Consider the following 13,490-nt stretch of genomic DNA (forward strand, 5'->3'; position numbering starts at 1 on the left):
GCCTTTTGTTATATAATTTTAAAATATATGGTTAAAATAAGGAGAATAGATTATGGCAGATAAAGAATTTTTATTAACTCAAGAAGGCTTAGATCAACACAAAGAAGAACTTGAGTTTTTAAAGACTACTCGTAGAACAGAAATAGCTGAGAAAATCAAAGTTGCCAGAGGATTTGGCGACCTTTCTGAAAATGCAGAATATGATGAAGCTAAGAATGAACAAGCGCAAGTAGAAGAAAGAATCAACTATCTTGAAAACTTGCTACTATATGCAAAAGTAATTCAAGATGACGAAAATCAAAAAGATGTTGTGACAGTTGGATCAACAGTAACTTACAAAAACTTAAAGTCAAACAAAGAAATGACTTATAAAATAGTCGGAACAGCAGAAGCTGATCCTTTTGAAGGTAGAATTTCAAATGAATCACCAACAGGAAAAGCTCTGTTAAATTTAAAAGTTGGTGACACTACTACAGTTGAAACACCAGGTGGAATCGTAGAATTAAAGGTATTAACTGTAAAGAAAGGATAATAATGGAAAATTTAAACGAAATGCTTCAAATTCGTAGACAAAAGTTACAAGAATTATTAGACGCAAATGAAAATCCATACGTTCATGAAAAATTTGACAATGCTAATAATACCAAAGAAATCTTGGATAATTTTGATGAATTTGATGAAAAAGAAGTTAAAATAGCTGGTAGAATAATGAGCAAAAGAGGCCATGGAAAAGTTAATTTCATGGACTTACAAGATTCTGTTGGCAGAATACAATTATTTAATAAAGTAAATGAATTAGGCGAAGAAAACTACGCAAAAGTTAAAAATATGGATATTGGGGACATTGTTGGTGTTGAAGGAACTATTTTCAAGACTCAAAGTGGGGAAATATCTATTAGAACAAAATCAGTAGTTTTATTATCTAAATCATTACAAATATTACCTGAAAAATGGCACGGATTAAAAGATCCTGATTTGAGATATAGACAAAGATATGTAGATTTAATTATGAATCCTGAAATCAAAGATACATTCATAAAAAGATCTAAAATTATTTCAGCAATCAGAGAATTTTTGGATACAAGAGGATTCCTTGAAGTTGATACTCCAATTTTGAATACAATAGCTGGTGGAGCAAATGCTAGACCATTCATTACTCATCACAATACTTTGGATATCGATATGTATTTGCGTATCGCTAATGAATTGTATCTAAAAAGATTAATTGTCGGTGGATTTGACAAAGTTTATGAAATGGGTAGAATGTTCCGAAATGAAGGAATGGACCATACACATAACCCAGAATACACGGCAATAGAATTATACCAAGCATACGCTGACTACAATGATATGATGAATATCACAGAACAATTAGTTGCATTTGTTTGTGAAAAAGTAAATGGTTCTACTAAAGCTCAATTTGGTGAAACAGAAATTGACTTTACACCACCATGGAGAAGAATCACAATGGTTGATGCAATTAAAGAATATGCTGACATTAATTTTGACGAAATCGAAACAGATGAACAAGCTCGTGAAGTTGCCAAAGCAAACAATGTAGAAATTAGGGACAATATGTCACGTGGTGAAGTAATCAATGAATGTTTTGAACATTTCTGTGAAGAAAAATTAGTTCAACCAACATTCGTATTGGGTCATCCGGTTGAAGTAAGTCCATTAGCTAAAAGAAATCCTGATGATGAAAGATATACTCACAGATTTGAAGCGTTTGTATGTACAAAAGAAATCGCAAATGCGTTTAGTGAATTGAACAACCCAATCGACCAAAAAGAAAGATTCTTAAAGCAAGTTGAAGCGAGAGAGAATGGCGACGACGAAGCGCAAATGATGGATTATGATTTCTTGAATGCATTAGAAGTAGGACTTCCACCAACAGGCGGATTGGGAATTGGTGTTGACAGACTTATAATGATGTTGACTAACAACGAATCAATCAGAGACATCATGTTGTTCCCAACAATGAAGCCAGTTGGAAATAATTCTTCTAGCAATTCAAAAGATGGCGAAGATAATACAAAAGCTAAGAAATTGGACTTATCAAAAGTGAAAGTTGAACCATTATTTGAAGATTTTGTAGATTTTGACAAATTCTCAGAATCTGATTTCAGAGTAGTAAAAGTAAAATCTTGTGAAGAAGTTCCAAAATCCAAGAAATTATTAAAATTTACATTGAATGACGGATCTGGAAAAGACAGAATCATATTATCAGGAATTAAAAACTACTACAGCGCAGAAGACTTAGTAGGTAAGACATTACTTGCAATCACAAACTTACCACCAAGAAAAATGATGGGTGAAGAATCTTGTGGAATGCTTTTATCTGCAATCTGCGAATATGATGGAGAAGAAGTATTGAATCTTATAATGTTAGATTCAAATATTCCGGCAGGATCAAAAATTTATTAATTTAATTACTAGGCGATAGAATTGTATTCTATCGCCTTTTTTTGAGATATTTGTTGCAAATACACTTTAAAAACTGTATAATATAAGTGTAAATACAACAAGAGGAGGTGCTATATGAATTATAAAAAAAAGATTATAAATTATTTGAACAAATCAGGTGGAATTATTACATCAGAATATTGTAGAGGACACAATATTCCTACCGTTTATCTAAGTAGGCTCAGCAATGATGGTGTTATTACAAAGGTGAAAAATGGAATCTATATAACTGAAAATGGTGATTATGATGAATTGTATTTCTTTCAATATAATTATAAAAAGGCGATATACTCTTACGAAACAGCCTTGTATTTGATTGGACAAACAGATAAGATACCATGGACTAATGATATAACGGTATATAATGGATATAAATTTAATGAAAAACCAATGCTTACTAATGTGCATTATGTCAACAAATATATTTATGAGCTTGGAATAGAAGAAGTAGATACTATGTTTGGTAATAAAGTTAAAACATATTCGTATGAGAGAATACTCTGTGATTTTATTCTTAATAAGAAAGATATGGATCCAGAAGTATATTCAAAATTGATAATGTCATACCCATCATATGATAAAAGAAACCTAGATTCACTTTATTATATAGCATCTAAAATGAAAATAGAAAATAAAGTTAGAGATATAATGGAGGTTGTGTATGAATAAAGCTCAACTGACTTCGAAGTGTCATAAAATAAGTTCCATTACAGGACTTCCATTTAACTCCATTATGATTTATTATTTTCTTGAAAGTATCTTACAAAAGTTTTCTCAAAGTAATTACAAAGACAATTTTATTTTTAAGGGAGGCTTTCTTCTTTCTAACTTAATAGGGATTAGTAGCAGAAGTACTATTAACATCGACATTATATTAAAAAATATGAAAATAACTGAAGATAATATAAAAACAACATTAAATGAAATATTGAAGCACACACCTGGTGAAGACGTATTTTATGAATTGAATAACATTGAGTCTATAAAAGATGATGACGAATATGGTGGATTCAGGTGTAAAATAATATGCAAATTAGAAAATATACGCCAAGTAGTTCCATTAGATATTGCAACAGGAGATATCATTACTCCTGAACCTATTGATTACAATTATAGTAGCTCATTTAGTGATGAAAAAATAAATATTAAGGCATATAATTTAGAAACTATGTTAGCTGAAAAAATTCAAACAATATACTCTAGAGGATTTTTTAATAGCAGGAGTAAAGATTATTATGATTTATTTATAATTCGAAAGATGAAAATGGATAAAATAGATATCGAATTATTAAAAGAATCATGTAAAAATACATTTAAATATCGTAATACTGAATTTGATATGGATAAAATTTTGGTATTATTAGAAAAAATTAAAGATGATTTAAATTTTCAATCTAGATGGAAATCTTTTTGCAAAAAAAATATTTATGCAAATGGTTTAGAATTTGAAAATGTAATTGATGAAAGTATTAGCTTAATAAAATTAATGAAATGATTAAATAAAATTGAAGGAGAAATCCTTCTTTTTTTATTGCTATGAATTTCATATACATTTCATAAAACTTTTGTAACATATACATGTAACAAAGTTAAGGAGATATTTATGATAAAAAATGCGATTGCTTATATAACAAGAAAAAGAAATAGGTCTTTGATAATACTTATAATTCTAACACTTGTATTATCATGTTTGTATGCTTGTTTGAGTATAACGAAATCACAGAAAACACTGGAGAAATCACTGTACGAAACATCAAATTCATCTATTTCAATAACGAAAAAAGATAATAACGGATATTTTGATATAAAAGAATTTGAAAAATTGAAACAAATCAAAGATATAAAAGAGGTTTCATATCATTATGCGGGATTAGCCAACGTAACAAATACCAATGTCGTTGAAAGTAATCAGAAAGTTATGCGTGAAGATTTGTCTCCAAATATGAAAAATTTAGTATCGATAGATGCTATGACAGATCAAAAACGTAACCAATTATTTACAAGTAATGTGTTTACTATAAAACAAGGCAAGAATTTGGATAAAAATGATGACAATAAGATTCTAGTTCATGAAGAATTTGTAAAGAAAAACAAGCTAAAACTTCACGACAAAATAGGTCTAAAGTTGATGAATATGAATGGAAATGGAGATAAAAATAAAGAGACACAATATGAGATAGTTGGAATATTTTCAGGAAAAAAACAAGAAAAATATACAGGATTGTCTTCTGATTTCAGCGAAAACTCTATGTTTGTGAATTACAATTCAGCGCAAAATTCGTTGAATATAAAAGACGGTAACAAAATTGCCAATAAAATCTCAGTTTATACACAAAATTCAGACTTAATGGATAATGCAATAAATCAGCTGAAAAATCAAATCGCTAATTCTTCACAATACATTATCGAAAAAGATGACAATGCATTCAAAGAAGCTATTGATTCTATAAATGGCGTAAAGCACATCATACAAATGATGACATATTCCATAATGGTTGCAGGACTTGTAGTTTTATCGTTGATTTTAATATTATGGCTAAGAGAAAGAATTTATGAAATAGGAATACTTTTATCAATTGGATTTAATAAATCCAAAATCATAGGACAATTCATCATGGAGCTTGTATTTGTATCCGTTCCTGCGGCAGTTTTATCGTTCATTAGTGGAGATTTCATTATAAAACTAATTGCATCAGGAATAACAGAATCGGAAAATGCATCATTTACAGGTAGCCTATTAATTAATAAAATATCCGATAAATTAGAAGTATTTATCAAAAGCTACGGATTGCTTTTATTAATAATCACAGTTTCTGTGATTATCGCATCGACAATGATATTAATCAAAAAACCAAAACAAATATTATCACAAATAAGTTAGGAGATATAAAATGATTATTTTAGAAATCAAAAACGTATCATACAGTTATTCAAGTTCAAATGAAGAAGTTTTGTCATTAGTTAACAGAGGATTTGAACAAGGAAAATTCTACGCAATCATCGGGAAATCTGGAACAGGTAAATCAACACTTTTATCTTTATTGGCTGGATTAGATTCACCAGATACAGGTCAAATCTTATTCAAAAACAACAACATCGAAGAAAAAGGACACAGCTATCATAGAAAAAACAACATATCATTAGTTTTTCAAAACTATAACTTAATAGATTATCTGACTCCTCTTGAAAACATAAGATTAGTAAATAAAAATGCATCAGAAGATATTTTATTGGAATTAGGATTGGATAAAAGTCAAACAAGAAGAAATGTTATGAAACTTTCTGGTGGACAACAACAAAGAGTTGCGATTGCAAGAGCTTTAGTTTCAGAAGCCCCAATTATATTAGCAGATGAGCCTACTGGAAACTTGGATGATGTGACGGCTGGTGAAATTATAGATATATTGAAGAAACTTGCAATGGAAAGAAACAAATGCGTAATAGTTGTTACTCATAGTAAAGAAGTAGCAAAAGCAGCAGATATTGTTCTTGAATTAAAAGATAGAAAACTACAAGAAGTAGTTGACAATATTTAGGGAGGAAATTATGATAAAAAACGCATTTGCTTATGTAACTAGAAAAAGTCTCAAATCGATAATTATACTAATCGTAATAATGTTGATGTCAGCTTTAAGTTTGATTAGTTTATCCATCAAAGATGCCACTGACAAAGCTTCAGAAAAAACATTTGGAAATATTACCAACAGTTTTTCAATGGAAATTAACAGACAAGTAAATCCAGGAACACCAAGAGGCGGTGGAAATGTCAAAGGACAAGACATCAAAAAAATCACAGATTCACCTGATATTGAAAGCTATGTAAAAAGAATTAATAGCGTGGCTGATCTGGATGGATTGGATATAATTGAAACACAAGAAACTTTGGCAAACCAATCCCCAGAACGTGCTAAAAATTTTAAAAGCACTGTAATGTTGACTGGTGTTAATGAATCGTCTAAGGAAACAAAATTTGTATCTGGAGCATACAAATTGGTAGAAGGTGAACATTTGAAAAATGACGATAAGAATAAAATTCTTATGCACAAGGATTTGGCAGCCAAAAACAACTTGAAAATAGGTGACAAATTAAAATTAAAATCCAATTTATTTGATGCAGATAATGAAAAACGAGCCAATGAAACAGTAGAAGTTACAATTAAAGGTTTGTTTGATGGGCACAATAACGGTGGTGTGAGCGCTGCTCAAGAATTGTACGAAAACACATTGATTACTGATTTGAATACAGCAGCCAAAGTATACGGTAACACTGAAGATACAGCAGTCTATCAAGATGCTACATTTTTTGTAAAAGGTAACAAAAAACTAGAAGATGTCATGAAAAATCTTTCCAAACTTGATATCAATTGGCAAGAATATAATTTAATAAAAAGTTCATCAAACTATCCAGCATTACAAGAATCAATCAGTGGAATATATGCAATAGCAGATAAATTATTTGTAGGATCACTTGCATTTGCAGGATTGGTAGTATCTTTATTATTGTTCTTATGGATGAACGCAAGGAAGAAAGAGATTGCAGTATTGTTGTCGATAGGCATGTCGAAAGCGAAAATATTTGGACAATTTGTCACAGAATTATTGTTAGTAGCAATTCCTGCATACATTGGATCATTTTTCTTGGCAAGATTTGCTGGAGATAAAATTGGTAATAATATACTACAAAAAGTTACAGGAAATATCGCAGAAAAAATCGCCAAGCAATCAGCGTCAACTGGACTTGGTAGCGGTGCTGAAGTTGATGGATTCAATAAAACATTGACAAGCCTGGACATTAGCATTTCGTCAAAAACATTAGTTTATGTAGTAATATTCATGACATTAGTGTTGTTAATATCATTGATTATTTCATCAACAAATATTCTTAGGAAAAATCCAAAAGATTTATTAATAGATACTAAGTAAAATTATCGGGGCATATGCTCCGATAATTTTGTAATTAAAATAAATATTGTATAATAAATAAAAGAGAGGAATAAATTATGAATTTACTTGTAGTAGAAGATGACAAAATGATACGTGAAGGAATTTGTGAATTTTTGTCTGAATTTGGATACAAAACATATCAAGCAGAAGACGGGAAACAAGCCATATCCATATTTGAAAATAACGAAATCAACTTGGCAATACTAGATATTCAACTTCCATACATTAATGGACTTGATGTTCTCAAAAAAATCAGAGAAACAAGTGATATCCCAGCAATTATGTTGACTGCATTCAGTGATGAAGAATATAAAATCAACGCATTCACAAGCCTAGCGGATGGCTACATTGAAAAGCCATTTTCACTTCCTGTTCTCAAAGTTAGAATAGAATCATTAATAAAAAAATATTATGGAAATAGCGAAACATTTAATTACAAAAACACAGAAGTTAACTTCACAAGCTACACTGCAAAAATAAATGGCAAAAAAGTTGATATAAATGCAAAAGAACTCGAAATACTAAAATATATGATAGAAAATGAAGGTCAAGCACTCACTAGAATGCAAATAATCGATAGTGTATGGAAAGAAACCGACGAAATACCATTTGACAGAGTAATTGATGTCTACATAAAAGAATTACGTAAAAAATTACAACTAGACTGCATAGTGACCATCAGAAATGTAGGCTATAAATTGGAGAGAAAATGAAAAATTTAAAAATATTTCCAAAAATGTTCTTACAAATCTTCACGGCATTAGCCATCACAGTTTTGTTCATACATTTGATGGTATTTCTAATATTTCCAAAAACATACCTGGAAGATAGAAAACAAGAAATAAACAAAAAAGCAAATGAAATATCACATACCTTGAATAAAAAAGAAGTGGGTTATATAACACAATCATTGAACTTTTATTCCGATAATAACGATATAAAAGCTTATGTAAAAAGCAAAAACAACAACAATGAATTGCAAATCAAAGAAATTATAGATTTCGATAAACAAAGCAATAATAATTCTCTTATAATTGAAGAACGTCAAATTGAGACATCAAAAGGGGAGAAAATATCGCTTCAATTTGTTTCTACAGCAGATATGAAAAAAGATGCCAAGAATTTGAGTCTAAGATTTCTTCCGTTTTCGCTTTTAATTTCTATGTTTTTCTCAGCAATCATTTCATTAATTTATGCTAAGTTAATTAACAATAATATACAAGAAATAAAACATATTACTGACAAAATGATGAATAGGGACAAAAATGCACTACTTGAAGTAGATTCTACCAATGAGATTGGACAGTTAAAATTGCAAATCAATGATTTGTACACTACATTGTTACATTCCATTGACGATTTGGAATCGAAAAACGAAGAAATTATCAAACTTGAAAAACTAAAATACGATTTCTTTAGAGGAGCATCACACGAACTCAAAACTCCTATAGCGAGCCTCAAAATAATTTTGGAAAATATGAAGTACAACATAGGAAAATACAAAAACAGGGATTTGTATATAGACGAATCTCTTAAAATAATTGATGGATTATCACATAGTATTTCACAAATACTTACATTGTCCTCCATTGAAAATTTAAAAAATGACGAAGAAAATGTAGAGATTTTACCAATATTAAATGATATAATTAATAAGCAGGATGTAATTGCAAATCAAAAACACATCACAATCGACAATCAGATTACAGATGAAAAGATTTTGATTGGGAAATCAGCTCTTAAAATAATACTATCTAATGTGATTGGAAACGCTGTAAAATACACTGATGAATATGGAACAATAACCATAAAATCAGATGGTAAATGGTTTGAAGTAATTAATACTTGCGAAAAGGCAAGCGAATTAGATACCACTAAAGTGTTTGATGTGAATTGTGATTTAAACAAAGAAAACAGCAACGGACTTGGGTTGTATATCGTTGGAAATTTATTAAGTAATTACAAAATCGATGCAATCATTGAAACACAAGAAGAAAACGTAACATTAAAAATGAAGTTATAAAGGAGAATAAAATGTATATTTTAGAATTGAATCAAAATGGACAAGCAATTGAATTAGCGTTATTTGAAACAATTGAAGAAGGAAGAGAATTCATCAAGAAAACAAACTGCTACGAAATCACAGAAGAAGATGGATTTGTATATGAATATATCATTCCTGAAAAATTAGGTGAATACGTTGAACTAGAATACAACGGAAACATTATTCCATTGACCAAATTCATGTTTACAGAACAAGGAAAAGCAGAAATTTTCTGGAAAGAAATTCCGAATATTTCAGAAAAAGGAAATGGACTAGTAGATAGTTCAACGAGAGTAGACGCTTATGTAATAGCTAACAAAGATGTGAAAACATATATTGAAGCAAGAGAAAAATCCTACAGCGAAGTAAAAAAATACTTGCAAGAAAAAGGATATGACGTAGACAGGGCTTACTTCGGATCAGAAGATGGAGAAGCAATAGTCTACAGAAAAAACGAAAAAGACGAATGGCACTTCCTAACACACATGGATCCATCATTTTTTGAAGACAAAACACCACAAGAAATAATCGACGAGATAAATGAAGATTTAAATTAAATATTTATACATTGCTCACTTGTTTTTCAAGTGGGCTTTTTAATTTGTATGTAAAATTCAATTGAAAAGTGAAAAAAAGACAAGGAATAAATTAAATAATTTAATTATTTAAATCAAAAAGTTTTTTACCTACATAAATCCATTAAGAGTGTAAAATATATTTAAAAATTGTAATATTTCTAATGTATTTTATAAAATATGTTTATTTTTTTTTGCAGAAGGGTATATAATGAAAGACTGATAAAAATGATTAATAATAAATAATAATTTAGAACTGTATGGCATTAAAAAAAGAGAAAAATGTTTATTTATGTCAATCATTTAATCAGAATATGTTAATGAAAAATATACAATTTAAGGAGGTTTTTATGGACAAAAAGAACAAGAACAACATAGCTAAGATTTTGTTGGCTTTCGGAGTATTAGCCAGCCCAATGATGTTAGCAAACCAAGTATCAGCAGATAATTCAATCGCTAATACTACAAATACTAACAATGTTGATGCAACGGCAACAGCACAATCTGATGCTGTAACAACAGAAAATGTAATTAAAGAAAACAAAGAAGACAAAGAACAAGCTAAAAAAGAACAAGCTAAAGAAGTAGTTACTACCGCAGCAAAAAACAATAAAGCAGAAGCAACTGAAGAAGCTACTACAACAAAAGACACTGCAATAGAAACAACTGAAACAACTTCACAAAAAGAAGAAGCTACAGAAGAAAAAGAAGAAGCTGTTGTAGAGGAAAAGGAATCATTCAAACTAACAGATTCTCAAAGACAAGCATTAAAGAATGCTAACTTTACAGATGGCGAAATTGCAAAAATTGAAGAAGATATAGCAAATTCACTTGCAGAAGATTCTAATCTTGACGTTGATGCAATATTGAATAAGAAAATTCAAGAGTCTAATTTATTAGAAGTGGCTCCTGAAGAAGAAAAAGCTCCACAAAAAGCAGGAGAAGGTGTAGATGTTCATGATAAGGTTCATATAACTAATGGAAAACTTGAATATGCGGATGGCGGATCAAACGTTAATGAAGTATGGGTTACAAGCGCAGGACATGCTGTATTCACATCAGACTTCGCTGCAGATGATGGAGTTAAAGAAGGCGACTATTTTACAGTAGATTACGGTGAATATGTACTTCCAGGAATGATTAATGAGCCAAGAAGCGCCACAGATATAGTAGGTGTTGATGGCAGATTAATCGCAAAAGCTTACTATGATAGAGAAACTAATACTTCAAAATATGTTTTCACAAACTACTTGGACGATTATAAAAATGTACGTGGTAAGTTCAGACAAGCTTTATGGCCTGTAAGAGAAACAATTACTGATAATAAACAAAAGGTACCTGTAAGCATCACTGTAGCCGGTGAAACTATAACAAGAGACATGGTGTTTGATTATGGTAATAAAAAAGATAGGCCTATTATTGAAACTATTAGGTCAGTAAATAGATACAAAGATAATAATTCTATTAGTACAACAACATATATTAATCAGCCTAATAAAAAAATATATGGTAAAAATTATGTAAAATTAGAATCTAATAACTATAAGTTTACTAATCCTAATCAAATTAAAGTATATGAAGTAAATGATGATGGAGCATTCAGAGATAGTTTCTCTCCAGACTTATCAAAAGCAACAGAAGTAAAAAATCTACCTGTTATTATAAATGATGATGGAACCGCTCTAATAGATGTTGGTATAAACTTAGCTGGAAAAGGACCTAGTGTACCTGCTAAAAGATATATAGTTTTAGCAGAACCGACATTAAAAGAAGGACATGCTACAGATAAAGGAGTATCTTTCAAATCATCAGTTATAAATCAGGCTAATGGGAACCCGGTTATAATGGATGACGGCACAGTAGTATCTCACTCAAGCACTTTAACACAATCATCACATCCATCAATAGGAACTGGAGATCTAGATCCTGGACAACCAGCAGAAGAAAAAGGCTCCTTCCAAGAACACCATATCTACATCACAAAAGATGAAGATGGTAACATCGTAGAAGAAAAAACAATAACAGAAGACGGTAAAGTAAAAGAAGGAACAAAAGACGAAACATATCCAACAGGAAAAATAGAAAAAGATGGATATAAATTCGTAAGAACAGAAAATCCTGTAAACGAACCAACCTACAACAAAAATGGTGAACCAACAGAAGGTAACTTCAAACCAGGTGAAAAACAAGAAATCACTTACGTATACGAAAAAACAATAACAACAAAAGGATCATTCCAAGATCACCACATCTATCAAACAGTAGATAAAGACGGAAATGTAATATCAGAAGATGCTACAACCGACGGTGACGAACAAACAGGAAAAGAAAACGAAGAATATACAACAAATAAAATAGACAAAGAAGGTTACAAGCTAGTAGAAGTAAAACCAACAAATGACAAATCCAAAGAACTAGGCGTAAAATACGACTCAGAAAATGGAGAACCAACAAAAGGAAACTACGTAGCAGGTGAAAAACAAGAAGTAACCTATATCTACCAAAGAACAAAAGAAGAACCAGGTAGCTTCCAAGAACACCATATCTACATCACAAAAGATGAAGATGGAAACATCGTAGAAGAAAAAACAATAACAGAAGACGGTAAAGTAAAAGAAGGAAACAAAGACGAAACATATCCAACAGGAAAAATAGAAAAAGATGGATATAAATTCGTAAGAACAGAAAATCCTGTAAACGAACCAACCTACGATAAAAATGGAGAACCAACAGAAGGTAACTTCAAACCAGGTGAAAAACAAGAAATCACTTACGTATACGAAAAAACAATAACAACAAAAGGATCATTCCAAGATCACCACATCTATCAAACAGTAGATAAAGACGGAAATGTAATATCAGAAGATGCTACAACCGACGGTGACGAACAAACAGGAAAAGAAAACGAAGAATATACAACAAATAAAATAGACAAAGAAGGTTACAAGCTAGTAGAAGTAAAACCAACAAATGACAAATCCAAAGAACTAGGCGTAAAATACGACTCAGAAAATGGAGAACCAACAAAAGGAAACTACGTAGCAGGTGAAAAACAAGAAGTAACATATATTTATCAAAGAACAAAAGAAGAACCAACAGAAGAAAAAGGATCCTTCCAAGAACATCACATCTATCAAACAGTAGATAAAAACGGAAAAGTAATATCAACTGATGAAACAAAAGATAAAGATGTAACAGAAGGAACAGAAAAAGAAAACTACAAAACATCAAAAGAAGATAAAGACGGTTACAAACTAGTAAAAATCGAATCCAAAAACGGTGGAAAATTCAACGAAGACGGAAGCGAAAAAGAAGCAGCTTATATAGCAAACACAAAACAAGAAGTAACATATATTTATCAAAGAACAAAAGAAGAACCAACAGAAGAAAAAGGATCCTTCCAAGAACATCACATCTATCAAACAGTAGATAAAAACGGAAAAGTAATATCAACTGATGAA

General features: G+C 30.4%; 11 protein-coding genes. All 11 read left to right on the forward strand.

Annotated features, from left to right (window positions below; genetic code table 11):
* The first annotated feature begins 52 nt into the window (after positions 1 to 52).
* Positions 53 to 532, forward strand: a complete 480-nt coding sequence (greA, locus tag ACU68W_RS04555; RefSeq protein ID WP_094205876.1) for a transcription elongation factor GreA — start codon at positions 53 to 55, stop codon at positions 530 to 532.
* Positions 533 to 534: 2 nt separating this feature from the next.
* On the forward strand, positions 535 to 2,427 hold the full coding sequence (lysS, locus tag ACU68W_RS04560; protein ID WP_308611023.1) for a lysine--tRNA ligase: 1,893 nt from the start codon (positions 535 to 537) through the stop codon (positions 2,425 to 2,427).
* A gap of 114 nt (positions 2,428 to 2,541) precedes the next feature.
* A complete protein-coding gene (locus ACU68W_RS04565; protein WP_094208727.1) occupies positions 2,542 to 3,135 on the forward strand; it encodes a type IV toxin-antitoxin system AbiEi family antitoxin domain-containing protein in 594 nt (197 codons plus the stop codon).
* Positions 3,128 to 3,961, forward strand: coding sequence for a nucleotidyl transferase AbiEii/AbiGii toxin family protein (locus ACU68W_RS04570; RefSeq protein ID WP_446756175.1), 834 nt, complete (start codon positions 3,128 to 3,130; stop codon positions 3,959 to 3,961). The genes ACU68W_RS04565 and ACU68W_RS04570 overlap by 8 nt, the downstream gene beginning before the upstream one ends.
* 108 nt (positions 3,962 to 4,069) lie before the next feature.
* The gene (locus ACU68W_RS04575) at positions 4,070 to 5,347 is read left to right on the forward strand and encodes an ABC transporter permease (RefSeq protein WP_446756176.1); all 1,278 of its coding nucleotides are present in this window, start codon (positions 4,070 to 4,072) and stop codon (positions 5,345 to 5,347) included.
* A gap of 10 nt (positions 5,348 to 5,357) precedes the next feature.
* A complete protein-coding gene (locus tag ACU68W_RS04580) occupies positions 5,358 to 6,002 on the forward strand; it encodes an ATP-binding cassette domain-containing protein (protein WP_278736111.1) in 645 nt (214 codons plus the stop codon).
* A 10-nt stretch (positions 6,003 to 6,012) separates the two neighbouring features.
* Positions 6,013 to 7,389 carry an ABC transporter permease gene (locus ACU68W_RS04585; protein WP_446756177.1) on the forward strand — a complete coding sequence of 459 codons (1,377 nt, stop codon included), beginning with the start codon at positions 6,013 to 6,015 and terminating at the stop codon, positions 7,387 to 7,389.
* 77 nt (positions 7,390 to 7,466) lie between these two features.
* The gene (locus ACU68W_RS04590) at positions 7,467 to 8,123 is read left to right on the forward strand and encodes a response regulator transcription factor (protein WP_446756178.1); all 657 of its coding nucleotides are present in this window, start codon (positions 7,467 to 7,469) and stop codon (positions 8,121 to 8,123) included.
* On the forward strand, positions 8,120 to 9,433 hold the full coding sequence (locus ACU68W_RS04595; RefSeq protein WP_278736108.1) for a sensor histidine kinase: 1,314 nt from the start codon (positions 8,120 to 8,122) through the stop codon (positions 9,431 to 9,433). Before ACU68W_RS04590 ends, ACU68W_RS04595 begins: the two co-directional genes overlap by 4 nt.
* 11 nt (positions 9,434 to 9,444) lie before the next feature.
* A complete protein-coding gene (locus ACU68W_RS04600) occupies positions 9,445 to 10,011 on the forward strand; it encodes a hypothetical protein (RefSeq protein WP_278736107.1) in 567 nt (188 codons plus the stop codon).
* 368 nt (positions 10,012 to 10,379) lie between these two features.
* A partial coding sequence (locus ACU68W_RS04605) for an Ig-like domain-containing protein (protein ID WP_446756179.1) occupies positions 10,380 to 13,490 on the forward strand: 3,111 nt, incomplete at its 3' end.

The sequence above is a fragment of the Finegoldia sp. P2-F-LR genome, from assembly GCF_052932265.1.

Excerpts from the sequence above, each read along its gene's own strand:
- greA (WP_094205876.1), top strand. The coding sequence starts at position 53 with ATGGCAGATAAAGAATTTTTATTAACTCAAGAAGGCTTAGATCAACAC.
- lysS (WP_308611023.1), top strand. The coding sequence starts at position 535 with ATGGAAAATTTAAACGAAATGCTTCAAATTCGTAGACAAAAGTTACAA.
- ACU68W_RS04565 (WP_094208727.1), top strand. The coding sequence starts at position 2,542 with ATGAATTATAAAAAAAAGATTATAAATTATTTGAACAAATCAGGTGGA.
- ACU68W_RS04570 (WP_446756175.1), top strand. The coding sequence starts at position 3,128 with ATGAATAAAGCTCAACTGACTTCGAAGTGTCATAAAATAAGTTCCATT.
- ACU68W_RS04575 (WP_446756176.1), top strand. The coding sequence starts at position 4,070 with ATGATAAAAAATGCGATTGCTTATATAACAAGAAAAAGAAATAGGTCT.
- ACU68W_RS04580 (WP_278736111.1), top strand. The coding sequence starts at position 5,358 with ATGATTATTTTAGAAATCAAAAACGTATCATACAGTTATTCAAGTTCA.
- ACU68W_RS04585 (WP_446756177.1), top strand. The coding sequence starts at position 6,013 with ATGATAAAAAACGCATTTGCTTATGTAACTAGAAAAAGTCTCAAATCG.
- ACU68W_RS04590 (WP_446756178.1), top strand. The coding sequence starts at position 7,467 with ATGAATTTACTTGTAGTAGAAGATGACAAAATGATACGTGAAGGAATT.
- ACU68W_RS04595 (WP_278736108.1), top strand. The coding sequence starts at position 8,120 with ATGAAAAATTTAAAAATATTTCCAAAAATGTTCTTACAAATCTTCACG.
- ACU68W_RS04600 (WP_278736107.1), top strand. The coding sequence starts at position 9,445 with ATGTATATTTTAGAATTGAATCAAAATGGACAAGCAATTGAATTAGCG.